General features: G+C 59.8%; 14 protein-coding genes. 6 read left to right on the plus strand and 8 right to left on the minus strand.

All coding sequences use genetic code 11. The features are described from left to right. The first annotated feature begins 98 nt into the window (after positions 1–98). Genes Q1A20_RS10760 through Q1A20_RS10785 form a run of 6 tightly spaced genes read left to right on the plus strand, consistent with a single transcriptional unit; the run spans position 99 to position 6,399 of the window. Positions 99–1,160 carry a dipeptidase gene (locus Q1A20_RS10760; protein WP_299916930.1) on the plus strand — a complete coding sequence of 354 codons (1,062 nt, stop codon included), beginning with the start codon at positions 99–101 and terminating at the stop codon, positions 1,158–1,160. Between the two features lie 53 nt (positions 1,161–1,213). After that, positions 1,214–2,809 carry an ABC transporter substrate-binding protein gene (locus Q1A20_RS10765; RefSeq protein ID WP_299916931.1) on the plus strand — a complete coding sequence of 532 codons (1,596 nt, stop codon included), beginning with the start codon at positions 1,214–1,216 and terminating at the stop codon, positions 2,807–2,809. Further along, positions 2,810–3,883: an ABC transporter permease gene (locus Q1A20_RS10770; RefSeq protein WP_299916932.1), complete on the plus strand. Its 1,074-nt coding sequence runs from the start codon at positions 2,810–2,812 to the stop codon at positions 3,881–3,883. A gap of 13 nt (positions 3,884–3,896) precedes the next feature. Continuing rightward, positions 3,897–4,805 (plus strand): nickel transporter permease, encoded by a 909-nt coding sequence (gene nikC / locus Q1A20_RS10775; RefSeq protein WP_299916933.1) that lies wholly within the window; start codon positions 3,897–3,899, stop codon positions 4,803–4,805. Then, a complete protein-coding gene (locus tag Q1A20_RS10780) occupies positions 4,805–5,662 on the plus strand; it encodes an ABC transporter ATP-binding protein (protein WP_299916934.1) in 858 nt (285 codons plus the stop codon). Before nikC ends, Q1A20_RS10780 begins: the two co-directional genes overlap by 1 nt. Continuing rightward, on the plus strand, positions 5,659–6,399 hold the full coding sequence (locus Q1A20_RS10785) for an ABC transporter ATP-binding protein (RefSeq protein WP_299916935.1): 741 nt from the start codon (positions 5,659–5,661) through the stop codon (positions 6,397–6,399). The genes Q1A20_RS10780 and Q1A20_RS10785 overlap by 4 nt, the downstream gene beginning before the upstream one ends. 72 nt (positions 6,400–6,471) lie before the next feature. Here the strand turns inward: Q1A20_RS10785 and Q1A20_RS10790 are convergent, their stop codons facing one another. The 8 genes from Q1A20_RS10790 to Q1A20_RS10825 all read right to left on the minus strand — a co-directional run bounded on the left by Q1A20_RS10790 (position 6,472) and on the right by Q1A20_RS10825 (position 18,190). Further along, on the minus strand, positions 6,472–9,420 hold the full coding sequence (locus tag Q1A20_RS10790) for an EAL domain-containing protein (RefSeq protein WP_299916936.1): 2,949 nt from the start codon (positions 9,418–9,420) through the stop codon (positions 6,472–6,474). A 449-nt stretch (positions 9,421–9,869) separates the two neighbouring features. Beyond that, positions 9,870–10,409 carry a flavodoxin domain-containing protein gene (locus Q1A20_RS10795; RefSeq protein WP_299407479.1) on the minus strand — a complete coding sequence of 180 codons (540 nt, stop codon included), beginning with the start codon at positions 10,407–10,409 and terminating at the stop codon, positions 9,870–9,872. A gap of 214 nt (positions 10,410–10,623) precedes the next feature. After that, a complete protein-coding gene (locus Q1A20_RS10800; RefSeq protein ID WP_299407481.1) occupies positions 10,624–11,907 on the minus strand; it encodes an amidohydrolase family protein in 1,284 nt (427 codons plus the stop codon). Beyond that, positions 11,907–12,851 carry an ABC transporter permease gene (locus tag Q1A20_RS10805; protein WP_299407484.1) on the minus strand — a complete coding sequence of 315 codons (945 nt, stop codon included), beginning with the start codon at positions 12,849–12,851 and terminating at the stop codon, positions 11,907–11,909. The genes Q1A20_RS10800 and Q1A20_RS10805 overlap by 1 nt, the downstream gene beginning before the upstream one ends. Position 12,852: 1 nt before the next feature. Beyond that, positions 12,853–13,902 carry an ABC transporter permease gene (locus Q1A20_RS10810; protein ID WP_299407486.1) on the minus strand — a complete coding sequence of 350 codons (1,050 nt, stop codon included), beginning with the start codon at positions 13,900–13,902 and terminating at the stop codon, positions 12,853–12,855. Beyond that, positions 13,892–15,424 (minus strand): ABC transporter ATP-binding protein, encoded by a 1,533-nt coding sequence (locus tag Q1A20_RS10815; protein WP_299916937.1) that lies wholly within the window; start codon positions 15,422–15,424, stop codon positions 13,892–13,894. Before Q1A20_RS10815 ends, Q1A20_RS10810 begins: the two co-directional genes overlap by 11 nt. 6 nt (positions 15,425–15,430) lie before the next feature. Next, the gene (locus Q1A20_RS10820) at positions 15,431–16,447 is read right to left on the minus strand and encodes a BMP family protein (protein ID WP_299407492.1); all 1,017 of its coding nucleotides are present in this window, start codon (positions 16,445–16,447) and stop codon (positions 15,431–15,433) included. Positions 16,448–16,594: 147 nt separating this feature from the next. Beyond that, on the minus strand, positions 16,595–18,190 hold the full coding sequence (locus Q1A20_RS10825; protein ID WP_299407494.1) for a gamma-glutamyltransferase family protein: 1,596 nt from the start codon (positions 18,188–18,190) through the stop codon (positions 16,595–16,597). Positions 18,191–18,237 lie beyond the last annotated feature (47 nt).

The raw sequence follows: 18,237 nt of genomic DNA on the forward strand, positions 1-18,237 counted from the left end.
CGCTCATAAGGCAATGATAAAATATCATACTAAAAGGGATGGTCTATGAGTAATGCTGGCGTAAGGTGGCTAGGTGGTCTTTGGGGGACACTCACAGCGTGGCAAATCAAACCGCTCCCGTCATTTTTGACGGTCACAACGATGTCTTGTTGAAACTCTACCGCGCCGGTGGGTTGTCAGCATCCGAAACCTTCGTTTCCGGGCGTGATGGCGCCATTGACGCGGGCAAAGCCGCGACGGGTGGGTTTGGTGGTGGGTTTTTCGCCATCTACGTGCCTTCTCCCCTGGATCTCGATTTCAAATTCAAGGAAATGGCAAAACCAACCTACGATTTGCCCTTGCCCGATCCGATCGAATGGGAGGATGCTTTCCCCGTTGTGATGTCGCAGGCGGCAATCCTTTTGGATCTGGAGGCGCGTGGCGCATTGACGGTTTGCCGAACCGCGGCGCAGATCCGAGACACCCTGAACAAAGGCAAACTGGCAGCGATTTTCCACATCGAGGGCGCCGAGGCCATCGACGCGGATCTGCATACGCTGGAAGTGCTCTATCAAGCGGGGCTGCGGTCCATCGGCCCGGTCTGGAGCCGGTCAACGATATTTGGTCACGGCGTGCCCTTCCGCTATCCCAGCACGCCCGACATTGGCAGCGGTCTGACAGATCACGGCTTGCGGCTGGTCAAGCGCTGCAATGCTCTGGGGATCATGATCGATCTATCGCACCTCAATGAGGCAGGTTTTTGGGACGTCGCGCGGCATTCATCCAAGCCGTTGATCGCGACACATTCAAATGTGCACGCCATTTGTCCGCACAGCCGCAACCTGACCGACAAACAGCTTGCCGCGATCCGGGAAAGCGACGGTATGGTCGGGGTGAATTTTGCGGTGGCCTTTTTGCGGGATGACGGGCGCATGGTATCTGATGTGCCGCTGGAACAGATGTTGCGCCACCTCGATCATCTGATCGAGCATCTGGGCGAGGACCGGGTTGGGTTCGGATCTGACTATGATGGGGCTATTGTGCCGGACGCATTGACGACCTGCGCCGGGTTGCCCGACCTGAGACATGCGATGGCGCAGCATGGCTACAACGACGCGTTGATGGCCAAGCTGTGTCACGAGAATTGGCTGCGTGTGTTGGAGAAAACATGGGGGGCTTAACTCCCAGAGCACGCGCGGAAAATGTACTGAAACGGAACAGGAGAGGTTCTAAAATGAATGCTTTTAACAGACTACTGACAAGTGCCGCGATTGGCCTTGCGGTCAGTGTCACATCACTGACGGCTTATGCCGAGACGCCCGCCAATATGCTGGTGATCGCGCACCGGATCGATGATGTTACAACCGTCGACCCGGCCGAGAGCTTCGAATTTGCAGGCTCCGATATCAGCCGCAACGTCTATGGCCGGTTGGTCAATCTCGACCCCAACGATCTGGCCGCGGGCTACAAACCCGACTTGGCCGAAAGCTGGGATGTCTCGGAGGATGGCAAGACCATCACCTTCACCATGCGCGAAGGGGTGACCTTTCATTCCGGCAATCCGGTGCGGGCCGAAGATGCGGCTTTCTCACTGCAGCGCGCGGTGATCTTGAACAAGACACCCGCTTTCATTCTGACGCAGTTTGGCTTTACGCCCGAGAACGTCGCGGAGACGATCCGGGCCGACGGCAACAAGCTGATCATCACGACGGATCAGAAATACGCAACCTCCTTCGTGCTGAACTGTCTGACGGCCACCATCGGTGGGATCGTCGACAAGGAAGTTGTGATGGCCAATGAAGTCGATGGCGACATGGGCAACACCTGGCTGAAAACCAATTCTGCGGGCTCCGGTCCCTACAAGCTGGACAGCTGGAAGCCCAATGAAAGCGTTACGCTGTCGTCCAACCCCGACTACTACGCAGGGGCACCCGCTATGGAACGGGTGATCGTGCGCCATGTTCTTGAAAGCGCGTCCCAGCGCTTGCTGCTGGAGCGTGGCGATATCGACATCGCGCGCAACCTCAACCCCGAGGATGTTGCCGGTGCGTCGCAGGCCGATGGCGTGAAAATCGCGGATGAGCTGAAAGGCCGTCTGATGTACCTGGCGCTGAACCAGAAGCATCCCGAGCTTTCCAAGCCGGAAGTGCGTCAGGCGTTCAAGTATCTTGTCGATTACGAAGGCATGAAAAACAGCTTTCTGAGCGGTCAGTATACGATTCATCAGAACTTCCTGCCCGCAACCTATCTGGGCGCGTCTGAGGAAAACCCGTTCTCCTTCAACATCGAGAAAGCCAAGGAGTTGCTGGCAGCCGCCGGTGTGGAAGGTCTTGAAGTCGAAATCGGCGTGCGTGAAGCGCAGGAGCGCATCGAGATCGGACAATCCTTCCAGAATGCCGCAGCTCAGGCGGGCATCAAGGTCAATATCACTGTCGGCACGGCCAAGCAGATCCTCGCGCGGTACCGTGCACGGGAACTGGATGTCTATCTCGGCGCCTGGGGGCCGGACTATCCTGACCCGCAGACCAACGCAGGCACCTTTGCCTATAACCCGGACAACTCCGACGAGGCCAATGCCACGGGTCTTCTGGCATGGCGCAACAGCTGGGATACCGGCGGCCTGACGGAGAAAGTCGCGGCAGCCGTTACCGAAGGGGATCGCGACAAGCGGGTGCAGATGTATCTGGATATCCAGGCGGAGTTCCGCGAGACCTCGCCCTTCGTGGTGATGTTCCAGCAGATCGAACAATCCGCTCTGCGCGACAACGTGACGGATTGGTCAACCGGTCAGGCGGTCACCTCCGCAGCCTACTGGCAGGTCACCAAGTAAATGGCCCTCACAGAGGACAACAACCGGAGGCGCCCCCAGCGGGCGCCTCTGTCAGAGCAGCTTTGGCCCGTTGCCAAGACCGCGCTGCTGACGCTTGGTTCGGTCGCCGTGACCCTGCTGGGCCTGCTTTTCATTACTTTCATCATCGGGCGGGTCATGCCGATCGACCCTGTTCTGGCCATCGTGGGCGAGCGCGCGTCGCAATCGACCTATGATGCGGTCTACCAACAGCTTGGTCTCGACAAACCGCTCTTGGTGCAATTTCTCTATTACATATGGGACGTGCTGCATCTGGATTTCGGCACCTCACTGCTGAACGCGCGGCCCGTGTCCGAGGACATCGCGCGCGTCTTCCCTGCCACGCTGGAACTGGCGACGCTCGGCATTCTCTTCGGCATCGTTCTGGGTGTGCCGCTGGGCGTGCTGGCCGCTGTGCGCAAGGGCTCTTGGATCGACCAGATTGCTCGCGTCGTTGCCCTTGTGGGATATTCCATGCCGATCTTCTGGCTGGGCCTGATGGGGCTGCTGATATTCTACGGTATTCTGGGATGGGTCGGCGGGCCGGGCCGCGTTGGGATTTTCTACGTTGATGTGGTGCCCAGTGTCACGGGCCTGATCCTTGTGGATGCCGCCCTCGACGGCAACTGGGACGTCTTCAAGGACGCGTTTTCGCACATCATCCTGCCCGCGTCCTTGCTGGGATATTTCTCGCTGGCCTACATCAGTCGGATGACGCGCTCTTTCATGCTTGAACAGCTCAGCGCAGAGTACATCACCACGGCCCGCGTGAAGGGCATGTCAGAATGGGACGTGGTCTGGAAACATGCCTTCAAAAACATCCGCGTCCAGCTGATCACAGTGATTGCGTTGAGTTATGCCAACCTGCTCGAAGGGTCTGTCCTGACCGAGATCATTTTCTCCTGGCCGGGCATCGGCAGCTATATCACCACGGCGCTTTTGAGCGCGGACATGAACGCGGTGCTGGGCGGGACGGTTGTTGTCGGCCTGATCTTCATCCTGCTGAATATTTTCTCCGACCTGCTCTACAAGGTCTTTGATCCACGTGCAAAATAGTGAGGCGAAATAGATGGCCGACCAAACCCTCAAAGCGTGGCTGCTGACAGATACGCCGACCTCCCGGCGCCATGCCAAGCTCTCCGCCCTCTATCAGGGGTGGCTGTCGTTTCGCAGCAATACGATGGCGATGATCGGGTTGGGCATCCTTGTGGCGCTGGTGCTCATTGCGGCAGCGGCGCCCGTGCTCGCCCCGCATGATCCCTACATGCAGGATCTGGGCAATCGGCTGGCCCCGCTCGGCAGTGAAGGTCATGTGTTCGGTACCGACAGTCTGGGCCGGGATATCCTATCGCGGCTGATCTACGGCGCGCGCATCACGCTCTATATCGTGGCGCTGGTGGCGCTGATCGCCCCGGTTGCGGGCCTTTTGGTGGGCACGGTGTCAGGCTATGTCGGCGGTTGGACCGATATGATCCTGATGCGCATCACCGATATCTTTCTGGCTTTTCCCCGGTTGGTGCTGGCCCTGGCCTTTGTGGCGGCATTGGGTGCGGGCATTGAAAATGCGGTGCTGGCGATATCGCTGACCGCCTGGCCGCCCTATGCGCGGATCGCCCGTGCCGAAACGCTGACCATCCGCTCCTCCGATTACATCAGCGCCATCAAACTGCAGGGTGCGGGGGCGCTGCGGATCATCACCAAACACATCTGGCCGCTCTGTATCTCATCGCTGATCGTGCGGGTGACGCTGGACATGGCGGGCATCATCCTCGCCGCTGCCGGTCTGGGCTTTCTGGGCCTTGGCGCACAGCCCCCCAGCCCGGAATGGGGTGCGATGATCTCCGAAGGGCGCCGCTTCATCCTCGATCACTGGTGGGTGGCCACGGTGCCGGGGCTGGCCATTTTCACCGTCTCGCTTGCGTTCAATCTGCTGGGTGACGGGCTGCGCGATGTCCTTGATCCGAAGGCGGGTGACTGATGAGCACGCTTCTGGATGTCAATGACCTTTGGGTCAAATTCCCCTCGCGCCATGGGGTTTTTGATGCGGTGCGCGGGGTATCCTTCACCCTAGGGCGCGAACGGCTGGGCATTGTCGGTGAGAGCGGCTCCGGCAAGTCGATGACCGGGCGCGCGATCCTGCGCCTGATCCGTCCGCCGGGGATTGTCGAGGCGGATCATATCAGCCTGGAAGGGGTCGACCTTCTGAAGAAATCCGAAAAGGACATGCGCGACGTGCGGGGCCAGCGGATCAGCATGGTCATGCAGGACCCCAAGTTTTCGCTCAACCCGGTGATGACCATTGGCGATCAGATCATCGAGGCCTACCGGTTGCACAACGCGGCCTCGAAAGCGGAAGCGTACAAGAAGTCGCTGGAAATGCTCGAAGCGGTGTCGATCCGGGATCCGGAACGCGTGATGCGCGCCTACCCGCATGAGATGTCGGGCGGCATGGGGCAGCGCATCATGATCGCGATGATGCTGATCCCGAACCCGGAGATTTTGATCGCGGATGAACCTACGTCGGCGCTGGACGTGTCGGTCCAGCGGCAGGTGCTCGACATCATGGACAAGCTGGTGAAAGAGCGTGGGATGGGGCTGATCTTCATCAGCCATGACCTCAATCTGGTGGCTGATTTCTGTGATCGGGTGTTGATCATGTACGCAGGCCGTATTGTCGAGGTCTGCGATGCTGACAAGCTGCATGCGGCCCAACATCCCTATACCCGTGGTCTGTTGAATTCGCTGCCCCGGCTCGATGCGCCGCGCGACCGGCTCGAAGTGTTGCAGCGTGATCCTGAATGGGCGACGGCGCCCAGCGTGAGTGGACGCGTATGAACATGTTGGAAGTCACCGGCCTGAACGTCTGGTTCGGAAGCCACCGGGATCGTGTGGACGCGGTGAAAGACGCGACATTCAGCGTCGGGCAAGGCGAGAGCTTTGGCCTGGTTGGTGAGAGCGGGTCGGGTAAATCGACAATCCTGCGCGCGATCACCGGACTTGCCCCCGATTGGTCCGGCGACATCACGGTGGAAGGCACCAAGATTGGCAAGAAACGTGCCAAAGGGTTTTTCAAGACCGTGCAGATGGTATTTCAGGACCCCTACGCCTCGCTGCACCCGCGCCATTCCGTTGACCAGGTCCTCGGGGAGACACTGCATTTACACGGTTTCAAGGACATTGACGCACGCGTGGTGAAACTGTTGGAAGATGTCGGCCTTGGCCAACGGTTTCGGTTCCGCTATCCGCATCAGCTGTCTGGCGGGCAACGCCAGCGGGTTGCGATTGCCCGTGCTTTGGCGCCGGAGCCCGACCTGTTGCTGCTGGATGAGCCGACGTCCGCCCTGGATGTGTCCGTTCAGGCGGAAATCCTGAACCTCTTGGCCGATTTGCGTGCGGTGCGGCGGCTGACCTATCTCATGGTCTCGCACGATCTTTCGGTCGTCGGGCACATGTGTGACCGTCTGGCGGTGATGAAAGACGGTGAAATCGTTGAAATCCTGGACGTGGATGCCTTGCGCAACATGAATGCCGGGCATCCGTACTCCCAGCACTTGCTGAAAGCTTCGTTGTAATTCACAGCAGGTTCGCAGGCTGCCCAAGCGCGGCGGGTAGGTAACCCTTGCCTGGAGCTGGTGCTGCGGCCCTCACGCGAAGCCCAGACCCGATCTGTTCTCTCGCATGTAGGCGCAAAGGCTTTTGAGATCCCGTGGCTTTGAGAAATAGTACCCTTGCAGCCGCTCCGCGCCCAATCGCGCCAGAATGCGCGCCTGTTCTTCCGTTTCCACGCCCTCGGCAATGATGCTGATTTCCAGCGCATTGCCGATCTCGACAATCGATTGCACAAGCCGCGCTGCGCTGTTGCCCTCTTCCAGTGGCATCACAAGTCTGCGGTCGATTTTCAACCGGTCCGGCGCGATACGCTGAAGTGCGACAACGGAGGCGCGACCGCTGCCAAAATCGTCAACTTCCAGGGTAATGCCCATGTCGCGTAGCTGATCCAGCTGCATCAGGAAGGCGTCACTTTCCTCTTCAAGAAAAATGGTTTCCAGCAGTTCGAAGGCAACTTCGCCGGAATAGGCTTTCACAAGTCTGCCGATCTGCTCGATTTCTTCGAACTGGACGCGCTTTGCACTGACGTTGAACGATAGGCTCGGCATCGGGTCGAAACCCTTGAACGCCGCCTCGCACTCCACAATTGCCTTTTCAAAAATCATCCGGTCGATGTCGGCGACGACGTTCAAATCCGACGCGACGGAGAAGAACTGATCCGGTGCCAGAACACCAGCCGACGGGTGTTGCCAGCGTGCCAGTGCTTCGATGCCCACCACTGCACCGGTGCGCGCTTCGATCTGAGGCTGGTAGTACGGCAGGAACTCAGACTCTTCGAGCGCTCGCATGATGTCATCTGCCAGGGTCTTGGTACGGCGCATCTCGTCGATGTCTTCGCGGCTGAAGACGGCGACTTGTCCGCGCCCGGCACGTTTTGCCTTGTACAGCGCCACATCCGAATTGGTCAGCAAATCCTTCTCATCGGCCAGCGGCGTGCGCGATATGCCAATGGAAGCGCCAAAGCGGCATTTGCGACCTTCAAAATACGAGGGCTGGAAGAGGTCCTCCAACAGCGCCTCGGCGAGCTCTTCCGGTCGGTTATTGTCTTCCGCCAGCCATAGCAGAATGACGAATTCATCGCCCCCGATCCGCGCAACGACGTCGTCGGGCTGCGTGTTTTTGCGAATGCGATTGGCGACGTCCACAAGCACATGATCACCGGCCGCGTGGCCGATGGTATCATTGATCTGCTTGAAGCGATCCAGGTCAATGTGCAGCGCGGCAAGCTCGCCGCCTTCGTCTCGTCGTCGACGCGAAAGGGCGTCGAATTTCTCCGACAGGAAGCGCCGATTGCCCAGACCTGTCAGCTGGTCGTGCAGGGCCTTGTGCGTAATCTGCTGATTGGCGTCTTCCAGACGTTTGGCGTATTTTTCCAGGGCGCGGCGCTGGCGAACCGCCTCCGTAATGTTCAGCCGCAGGACGACGATTTCACCGTTATCAGCCTGCGACCTGATGATGCGGTAATGCTCATCATTGTCGAATTCGAACTCTTCTTCCTCTGTCTTGGCCATATCCGGGGTGACATATTCTTCCAGCCACTCGGCTTCACGCCCCCTGGCTGCGGGCACATGCCCGTTGTGCACGGCCAGACGCACCACTTCGTCCACGCTCATGCCCGCGGTCACATCATTGGGATCATCGGTCAGCGTGGCGGCAAACGCCGGGTTCCACGTGAGCAGTTTAAGGTCACGGTCGTAGATGGCGAAAGGATCGGGGAAGGCGTTGATCGCGGAGATCAGACGATCCTGCGTGACCTCCAGCGCGCGGCGCTGCCGCACCAGTTCGGTGGTGTCCAGACGGACAATAACCAGATCGCCACCCGGTGAGCGGGAGCGTAAAATCCGGTGGTGCGTGTCACCGGCGAGTTCGATGTCTTCGATGGCCCGCGTTTCTGCGGCAGAGGCCAACAGGTCGGCCAGCCAGTCTTCTTCCCGTCCGGCGGCCTCGGTAAAGCGCCCGTTTCTCAGACCAACGCGCATTGTGGCTTCCAGCGACATGCCTGCCTTGAGTTCGCTTGGATCATCGGTCAGCGCGGCCGCGTATTCCTCATTCCAAACGGCCAGGTTGGAGTTGTTGTCGTAGATGCAAAATGGCGCGGGATAGGCCCCGATCGCGGACAGGAGCCGCTCTTGCGCTTCCTCAGCGCTGCGTTTCTGGCGCACCAATTCCGTGATGTCCAAACGCAGAATGACCCAATCGCCGTTTTCTGCCTTGCTGCGCAACATCCGGTGATGGATGTCATTGGCAAGCTCGACGTCCTCGGTCTTGAGCGCGACCCGTTCGGGTTTCATCATCTCATCCAACATCGCAGCCCGCCCGATCGGTGGCACCGCCATGCGACCGCTGTCAAAAGCTTCGTTCAGGACGTCGCGAATGTGCATGCCGGGTCGAATGGCCTCTGGCCGCGTGGAGAGAGATTCTTGATATGCGGTGTTGCAGACAACCAGCCGCATGTCCTTATCGTAAATGACAAAGGGGTCCGGATAAGCATTCATCGCGGAGAGCAGCCGCGTTTGCGTGTCCATCAACTCGTCGAATGTGCGTTCTTTTTCGACCAGGAGCTGGTTGCGCTCTGCAAGCGCCCGGGAGGCCTCCTCTTCCCGCTCGACCAGCTCTGAGATATCGCGGAAAACGGCACAGCTATAGCGGCCTCCGCGCTCCTCATCATCAACAATGAAGAACGAGAGGCTCGCCCAGAACTTCTTGCCGTCGGAGGTGATGCAACGGGTTCTTTCGGTGAAACTCTTGGCGCCGGATTCGAACTTTGGCGTCACACTGGCAACATATTCATCCCAGTGTTCCGGATCGTGACCAATGTCGACGGGGGCACCAAGCACTTCGTCGGGCGCATAGCCGAAGAGCTCCGAATAGGCGGGGTTGATGTACACCACTCTGGCGGTGTCATCGCCAGGTCCGCGGTATCCCACGCCGACGGCATCCTGCGTCAGGGTCAGGAAATTCTGCAAAATTTCAGAAAGTTGCATCCGCGCGCCTTCGATTCGGTGCGCAAACCATAAAAGCGATAGGTTACTTGAAGGGTAAGCCGGGCCTTTTAGTAAAATCTGACTCAAAAGTGCCAGAAAGCAGAGTGGTGTAAATTTAAACATTTGAAAAATATGGAAATTTCTTCTGGCCAGAGAAAGTGCTGCGCATGCTTCGATGCATGCGCCGGCCTTTTTGAAAATGGTAAAATTACCCCCCGAAAAATGAACCTTGCACCGCGTCAAGGTACGGGCCATCGATCCGACCGGTTTCGCTGCGCTGAAGGCGTAACCGACCCCGGAAAAATGGCAGTCTGACCGAAATTTGGCGCGGCGCTGGAACGGCCTGACCAACCCCAACCGGGACATCTCAGATAATGTGAAGACGCCTGCGGTAGTCGCTAGGAGGGCAGGGGTCGCGGATGGAATCTGCCAGCTTTCGCCGATGCGGCCTAGCTGACTTTCTCGTCTGCTCCGGTAAATTTGGCGACCTCAATCGCCAGCGCTTCCCAATCGGTGAACTCATGTTCGTCCACCGCCGGGTTATAGTCCTGATCCCTCAGCACCACATGCCGCAGAACCTGCGTCGCGTAGTAGTCATAGTGACGCGACCGTACCGCACCCGCGACCAGAACTTCCGCGGTGGGCTCAAGTTCTGTCCGCATTTTCAACTCGGTAACATATTCTTTTGCCTCCTCCATGCCTTCGGAGAAGGCGGCGCTGAGGCTGACGGAGAGCAAAAGTGTTTCGCATTTCTGCAGTTCCTGCCTGTGTGCCGTCAGAAACACTTCAAAGGTCTCGGGATGTCTGCGTTCATGCACCGGAGCGGCCAATATCACCTTGTCGACGCCCTTGAATGTTACAGGTGCCGTTTTCTCAGCCGTGTTCATAACCTCGAATTCACAGCCCATGGTGCGCAGTTGTTCCTGGACGGCATCCGCCACTTTCCCGGTCTGACCTTCAACAGTTGCGTAAACAAGTAGAATGGACATGGTTGTCTCCTGTGTGCGCCGGGGAAAGCCCTATGGCGTTTGATGCAGGTCGATTACCCGGCTCATCTGGTCGACTGCTGTCTTTCCTATGGTCTGTTGGTCTTGTGGCAAGGTACCCCGGTGAAAACTACCGGACCTTGTCTTAGATCAATTGATCGCTTCCGGCGTCACGTCGCAGCTTGCGGTCAGCGCGCTAAGGACCTGCGCCGCGGGATCAGGTGAGTGCTGGCCCATGGCGCCGCCGCACCGATGCAGCCCGCCCGGGGATGTCCAATGCGGCGTCAGCACGGGGGGTCTGGCTGATCAGCTTGCCCTTGGCGATGACGAAAAGCCGGTTGGCGCGCAGGCGCAGCGCCTCCACCGGGTCACCGGCATCGAGCACGACCAGCGAGGCCTGCGCGCCGACGTGCAGCCCATACTCATGCAAGCCCATGGTTTTGGCATTGTTCACCGTGACCATGTCGAAACAGCGCCGCATCTCTTCAGGGCTGGTCATCTGCGCCACATGCAGCCCCATGAAGGCCACGTCGAGCATGTCTGCGGTGCCCAGCGAGTACCACGGGTCCAGCACGCAATCCTGACCCCAACCCACATTGATACCCAGAGCCTGCATTTCCTTGACCCGCGTCAGGCCGCGCCGTTTGGGGTAGGTATCGTGACGTCCCTGCAGAACAATATTGATCAAAGGGTTCGGAATCGCGGAAATTTCAGCCTCCGCCATCAGCGGCAGGAGTTTGGAGACATAGTAATTGTCCATCGAATGCATCGAGGTCAGATGTGACCCGGCAACCCGACCCTGAAGGCCAAGGCGCTGGGTCTCAAAGGCCAGCGTTTCGATGTGGCGCGACATCGGATCGTCGGTTTCGTCGCAATGCATGTCGACCTGCAGTCCGCGGTTGGCCGCGATCTCGCAGAGCTCTGTGACCGAGGCGGCCCCATCCTGCATCCTGCGTTCAAAATGCGGGATACCGCCGACCACATCGACGCCCATATCCAGCGCGCGCAGTGTGTTGGTCCGGGCCGTGGGATCACGGTAAAACCCGTCCTGCGGGAAGGCGACAAGTTGCAGATCGATGTAGTCCTTGACCTCATCGCGCACGTCCAGCAACGCTTCCACGCCCAGCAACCTGTCGTCGCAGGTATCCACATGGCTGCGGATCGCCAGCAGCCCCATGCTGGCCGCCCAATCGCAGTACGCCAAGGCGCGGGCGACCACATCATCGCGGGTCATAATCTGTTTCAATTCGCCCCAGAGACCAATTCCTTCCAGCAAGGTGCCCGAGGCATTGATGCGCGGCTGACCGTAGGAAAGCGTGGCATCCATGTGGAAATGCGGGTCGACAAAGGGCGGGCTGACCAGGTCGCCCGTTGCATCAATCACCTGCCCGGCGTTGGCGGTCGACAGGTCTTCGACGGCAGTAATCCTGTTGCCTTTTATGCCGATGTCCGTGATCTCGCCGGTCGTCAGCGTGCCCCCCTTGATGATCAGATCAAACATCAGCGTTCTCCTTTGTTGAACGGCACCATAAGGGCGGCAGGGACTTCTGCGCGGCGCGACACCAATACCAGGGCGACGATGGACAGGACATAGGGCATCATCAGGAAAATCTGGTAGGGCACGGTCGCGCCCAGGTTGGTCTGCTGGACACGGATTTGCAGCGCGTCGAAGGCCGCAAAGAGGATCGCGCCCAAGAGCGCCTTGCCCGGTCGCCACGCGCCAAAGACGACCAGCGCGATGCAGATCCAGCCGCGCCCGTTGACCATCTCGAAAAAGAAACTGTCAAAGGCGGACATGGTCAGGAAAGCGCCGCCCACGGCCATGAAACCGCTGCCGATGATCACGGCGCCCATGCGGATACCGGTGACGGACAGGCCCTGGGCGGCCACGGCGGATGGGTTTTCGCCCGCGGCGCGCACGGCCAGCCCAAGCGGGGTGCGATAGAGTGTGAAACTGACGATCAGAACCAGCGCAAAAGCGGCATAGGTCAGCGGAGTTTGGTTGAAGAGGGCAGGGCCAATGAGCGGGATGTCGGCAAGGCCGGGGATCCTATAGGGTTGAAACGCCTCGATTTTCGGCGGGCTTGTGACCTCTGGCAGCGCGAGGCGGTAAGCGTAATAGGTTGCCGAGGTGGCCAATAGCGTGACACCCAGCCCCACCACATGCTGCGAGAGGCCAAAGGGGACCGTGAGCGTGGAGTGCAAGAGGCCAAAGAGCATGCCGACGGCCATGGCAACGGCAACACCGGTCCAGAGCCCGGTGCCGGAATAGACCGCCATCCACCCGGCGAAGGCGCCCGCCACCATGATGCCTTCGATCCCGAGGTTGAGCACGCCTGCGCGCTCACAGATCAACTCGCCCAGGGTGGCGAAGATCAGCGGACTGGCGATCCGGATGGCGGCAGCCCAGAAACTGGCGGAGAGCAGGATGTCGATGATATCCATCTCAATCCCTCACAACGCGAAAGCGGCTCAACATGATCGCCAGCACCATGAACAGGAGCGCCGTGGCGAGCATGATATCGGCCAGATAGGTCGGCACATTGGCCGCGCGGCTCATGCTGTCGGCGCCGACAAAGATACCGGCCACGAAGAGCGCGGCAAAGATCACGCCGATCGGGTTCAGCAGCGCAAGCATGGCCACGATGATGCCGGTGTAGCCAAAGCCGGGCGACAGATCGAGCGTCAGGCTACCCTTGAGGCCCGCCACTTCGGAAAACCCCGCCAATGCCGCCAGACCGCCCGAGAGCAGAGCGGTTTTCACCAGCACGGTATTGACCGGGATCCCGGCAAAGCGCGCGGCCTCGACATTGTTGCCCACCGCGCGCATTTCATAGCCCAGCGTGCTGCGGGTCTGGAGGACCCAGACGGCGATGGCCGACAGGATCGCAAGACCAAATCCCCAATGCAGCCGCAGCCCCTCAACGATACGCGGCAGTCGCGCCTCGGGCAGCACCCGGGCCGATTTTGGCCAGCCCATGCCCATCGGATCCTTGAGCGGTCCTTCCAGCAGCATGGAAATGAACAGCAGGAAGATGAAATTGAACAGCAGGGTGGTGACCACCTCATCCACGCCGAAACGGGTTTTCAGCAGAGCAGGGATGAGCAGCAGGATCGCACCGGCCAGAACAGCGGTCAGCGCGAGGACGGGCAGCAGCAAGGGGCTGGGCCAGGCGAGCAACCCGGTGCCCAGAACCACGGTGATCAAGGCACCTGCATAAAGCTGCGCTTCGGCGCCGATGTTCCAGAATTTCGCACGAAAGGCGACGGCTGCAGCCAAACCGGTGAAGATCAGCGGCGTTGCACGGTTGAGCGTCTCAAGAATGGCAAATTTGGACCCGAACGCACCCTGCAGGATCAGCCCGAGCACGGAAAAAGGATTGGCACCCGCGATCATCGCCAGCAGCGATGCGATGACAACCGTTGATCCGATGGCGAGGGCAGGCAGGCCCAGGCGGCGCGGCAAGGTCGGATTGGCGATGGGTTCAAGACGCAAGTGCTGCCTCCTCAAACCCGTGACCGGCCATCCAGATGCCCAATTCTGGTGGGGTCATCTCGCCACGGGCGAAACCAGGCGAAAGACGGCCCTCCGAAATCACGTGGATCACATCCGACAGGGTTATGATCTCATCCAGATCTTCGGAAATCAGCAGGACCGCCGCACCGGCGTCGCGCGCTGCAAGAAGCTGGCTGTGCACATAGTTGACGGCTCCGATGTCGAGGCCACGCACCGGCTGGTTGGCCAGAATAATCTGTGGTCCTGCCTCCAGCACACGGCCCAGGATGAGCTTTTGCATATTGCCGCCCGACAACAGTCGGATGCGCGTGTCGGCACCGGGACAGCGCACGTCGTATTTCTCAATGATCCCATTGGTATAGTCCCGCGCTGCGCGCCAATTCAGCCAGCCAGAGGCGCTGAAGTCAGAGGAATTGTACCGCTCCAGTATCGCATTCTCGGTGAGGTCGAAATCGGCGATTGTGCCCGTCTTGTGCCGGTCCTCGGGAATGCGCGCGATGCCTTTTGCGACGGCCTCGCGCGGCGTCCAGGACGTGGGTGTTTCCCCATTCACCGTCAAGGTCCCGGCGTCTGGCGCCTGCATGCCGCCCACCAGATCGGCAAGCGCGGCCTGACCATTGCCGGAGACCCCTGCGAGCCCGGTAATCTGACCGGCCTTGAGCGCCAGAGAGATGGATTTCAGACCTGGCGCATTCCCGATGTCGGCGGTGCTTATCCGGTCCAGTTGCAGCAACACAGCACCGGGTTGCGCAGGCGCAATATCGGGCGGGGTGGCGCTGGTGCCCATCATCATGGCGGACATGGCTTTGGGATCGGTGTCCTTGGTGTCCACCTCACCCACCAGCCTGCCATGGCGCAGGACGACAACCCGGTCTGAAATCGCCATGACCTCATGCAGTTTGTGCGAGATGAAAATGATCGACAGACCGTTGGCAATGGCCTGTCGGAGCGTAGCAAAGAGGTCTTCGGTTTCCTGCGGGGTCAAAACGGCGGTGGGCTCATCGAGGATCAGGATTTTCACGTCGCGGTAAAGCGCCTTGAGGATTTCCACCCGCTGACGCTCCCCCACGGTCAGGCTGCCGACGCGCGCATCCGGATTGACCTTGAGCTGGAACCGTTCCGACAGCTCGATGATCCGTTTGCGGGCAGTTTGCGTGCCGGAGCGCAGTGAAAACAGCGGCTGCACGCCAAGCGTGATGTTTTCCTGCACGGTCATATTGCCCGCCAGCGTGAAATGCTGATGCACCATGCCCACACCGGCATCCAGAGCCGCGCGCGGATTGCCCGGCGGCAGGGTCTGGCCAAAAACCTCCACCGCCCCCTGATCGGCCGTGTACTGGCCGAAGAGGATGTTCATCAACGTGGTTTTGCCTGCGCCGTTTTCCCCCAGAAGGGCCACCACCTCACCCCGGTGCAGCGTCAGGCTGACCGCATCATTTGCGATCAGCTTGCCAAACCTTTTGGTGATGTCATTCAGGCGAAGAACGGCGTCCCGTGCCATGTGAAATCAGGACGATTTTGGTTCTTCGTCGTTGATCGTGACGGTGAACGCCCCGGATTTGATCTCCTCCGTGCGCTTGCTCACCAGATCCATAGCTTCCTTAGGTATCTTGCCTTCGAAGGTGCCCAGCGGCGCCAGCGATGTGCCGCCCTGGTTCATGAAGGAATAGATGCCGTAATCCGCCGCGACAAAAGAGCCTGCCTGCACCTCGGCAATGGCCTTGTCCAGCGTCGGTTCGAAGTGCCAGATCGCCGAGGCCACAACCGTGTCAGGGTAATCCGCCTGCGTGTCGATCACGTTACCAATGGCCAGAATGCCCTTTTCCTTGGCCGCATCAGAAACACCAAAGCGTTCCGCATAAAGCAGGTCCGCGCCGTTTTCGATCATCGCGAAGGCGGTTTCCTTGGCCTTGGGCGGATCGAACCAGCTGCCGATGAAGCTGACCTGGAACGTGATGTCCGGGTTCATCTCCTTGGCGCCAGCCATGAAGGCATGCATCAGCCGGTTCACTTCCGGGATCGGGAAGCCGCCGACCATGCCGATGTTACCGGACTCAGTCATTGATCCGGCAATGATCCCAGATAGATAGGAGGCGTCCTGAATGTAATTGTCGAACACTGCGAAGTTGGGCAGGGCGGCGTCTTCCTTGAAGCTGGATCCCATCAGGAAGGCAACATCAGGATATTCTGCGGCCACTTCACGGGCTTCCTGTTCGGCGCCGAAAACCTCGCCGATGATCAGTTTATTGCCCGCTTCGGCGTATTCGCGCAGCACCCGGGCGTAATCTGTGTTCGAGACGTTTTCGGAGAAGGTGTAGCTGATGTCGCCGCGCTCCTGCGCGGTCAGGGCCGCCTTGTGAATGCGGCTGACCCATTGCTGTTCAACGGGGACGGTATAGATGCCTGCCGTCTTGATCGGGTCGGCTGCCAGTGCGGGCGAAACCCCCATGGCACCGGCCATCAGCGATGATGCGGCGGTGGTGGCCAGAAAGCGGCGGCGGTTGATGTAATGTCTTGTGGTCATATGGACGTCCCCCAGTTGTTTGAGCAATCAAGCGCAAGAATTTACCAATTGGTCAAGGACCAAAGGGGTGGGGCGGTCCCCTGGCGGGGGATTGATCCGCGACTGCCGTAATGAAAGGCAACGGACATGAGCGGATTGCAACCGGGGCTAGAAACCCATCGCCGCGCCGTCCTTGCGGGGGTCAGAGCCCGCGACATAGCCGCGACCGGGCAAGCGTGCGATCAACTGCGCACCGCCAAAGCCAAATGCGTTGTCAGGCGCTTCCAGCGACAGCGCGTGCCCCATGCCGCGCAAGGCCTCAAGCGTTTCTGGCGGCAAAGTGGTCTCGCAGGCAACGCCCAAGCCATCGGTCACACGCCAGCGCGGTGCATCGACGGCCATTTGCGGATCCTGCCCGAAAAGCTGCGTTCTGAGCACCATCTGAACATGGCCCTGTGCCTGCATCGGTCCACCCATCACGCCAAAACTCATCTGCGGGCCACCACGGCCCATGAGGAACCCTGGAATGATCGTGTGAAACGGACGTTTTCTTGGTCCTACGCGGTTCTGGTGATCCGGGGCGAGCGAGAAGCCCGCGCCGCGGTTTTGCAGGGAAACACCGGTACCGGGCACGACCACGCCAGAGCCGAACCCGGCGTAGTTGGATTGAATGAACGAGACCATCATGCCGGATGCATCCGCTGCGGTCAGGTAAACCGTGTCGCCCTGTTTCGGCGCACCCGCCCCGAAATTGGTGGCGTGGCTTGGATCGATTTCGCGCGCGCGGGAGGCCAGATAGCCATCATCCAGCATATCGGCGACCGTGATGTTCTTCATGTGATCAAGGTCCGCGACGTAGCTTTCCGCGTCCCGCAGCGCCAGCTTCATGGCTTCGATCTGCAGATGCAGCGCGCGGGGGTCATCCGCGTCCATGTTGCGAATGTCGGTCTGCCCCAGAATGCCCAGCCCCATGAGAGCTGCGATGCCCTGACCATTTGGCGGAATTTCGTGCAGGGCAAACTCATCGAAGGATTTCGAGATCGTCCCGCACCAATCTGCTTCATGGGCGGCCATATCCTCCAGCGTGAGGGCGGCGTCATGTTTGCGGGCATAGGCTGCGATCTCTTCGGCAATCTCGCCGGTGTAGAATGCCGCTCCACTGGTTTCCGCGATCAATCGCAGGGTGCGGGCATGTCCGGGGCTGCAGAAGTATTCCCCGGCTTTTGGTGCGCGCCCATCGGGCATGAAAGTTTCCGCGAACCCCGGTTGATCGCCGAGTTGTTCAGCGGCGCGGTGCCAGAGCGTTGCAATGATCGGCGAGACCGGAAAACCGCGTTCGGCGTAACCAATGGCCGGCTCAAAAAGGGTCGCGAAATCGAGCTTGCCAAACCGGTCTGAAAGGCTCAGCCAGGCGGAAACGGCTCCGGGCACCGTGACGCTTTCCCAGCCGCGAAATGGCATTGTCTCGTGCCCTGCGAAGCGCTCGGGTGTCCAGCCCGCAGGGGAGTGGCCGGAGGCGTTCAACCCGTGTAATTCCTGGCCATCCCAAAGAATGGCAAAAGCATCGGACCCGATGCCATTGCCCGTCGGTTCAACCACAGTCAGGGTGATGGCCGCTGCCAAAGCTGCATCAACTGCATTACCGCCGCGCGCCAGCATGGAGACGCCAGCTTGTGCTGCCAGTGGATGCGATGTCGCCACCATGTTGTCGGCTGCAACGGCCGACCGCCGCGACGGGTAATGGTGGTTGGAACGTATGTGCATCGATCTCTCCCGCGGCCAAGCGCCGTGACGCTTGGTGCCTTTTCCGG

Source organism: uncultured Roseobacter sp. (assembly GCF_947501835.1).
In the GTDB taxonomy this organism is placed as follows: Bacteria; Pseudomonadota; Alphaproteobacteria; order Rhodobacterales; family Rhodobacteraceae; genus Roseobacter.

Bases quoted from the DNA above. Each gene is read 5' to 3' on its own strand.
- Q1A20_RS10765 (WP_299916931.1), top strand. From the start codon at position 1,214: ATGAATGCTTTTAACAGACTACTGACAAGTGCCGCGATTGGCCTTGCG.
- Q1A20_RS10770 (WP_299916932.1), top strand. From the start codon at position 2,810: ATGGCCCTCACAGAGGACAACAACCGGAGGCGCCCCCAGCGGGCGCCT.
- nikC (WP_299916933.1), top strand. From the start codon at position 3,897: ATGGCCGACCAAACCCTCAAAGCGTGGCTGCTGACAGATACGCCGACC.
- Q1A20_RS10780 (WP_299916934.1), top strand. From the start codon at position 4,805: ATGAGCACGCTTCTGGATGTCAATGACCTTTGGGTCAAATTCCCCTCG.
- Q1A20_RS10785 (WP_299916935.1), top strand. From the start codon at position 5,659: ATGAACATGTTGGAAGTCACCGGCCTGAACGTCTGGTTCGGAAGCCAC.
- Q1A20_RS10790 (WP_299916936.1), bottom strand. From the start codon at position 9,420: ATGCAACTTTCTGAAATTTTGCAGAATTTCCTGACCCTGACGCAGGAT.
- Q1A20_RS10795 (WP_299407479.1), bottom strand. From the start codon at position 10,409: ATGTCCATTCTACTTGTTTACGCAACTGTTGAAGGTCAGACCGGGAAA.
- Q1A20_RS10800 (WP_299407481.1), bottom strand. From the start codon at position 11,907: ATGTTTGATCTGATCATCAAGGGGGGCACGCTGACGACCGGCGAGATC.
- Q1A20_RS10805 (WP_299407484.1), bottom strand. From the start codon at position 12,851: ATGGATATCATCGACATCCTGCTCTCCGCCAGTTTCTGGGCTGCCGCC.
- Q1A20_RS10815 (WP_299916937.1), bottom strand. From the start codon at position 15,424: ATGGCACGGGACGCCGTTCTTCGCCTGAATGACATCACCAAAAGGTTT.
- Q1A20_RS10820 (WP_299407492.1), bottom strand. From the start codon at position 16,447: ATGACCACAAGACATTACATCAACCGCCGCCGCTTTCTGGCCACCACC.
- Q1A20_RS10825 (WP_299407494.1), bottom strand. From the start codon at position 18,190: ATGCACATACGTTCCAACCACCATTACCCGTCGCGGCGGTCGGCCGTT.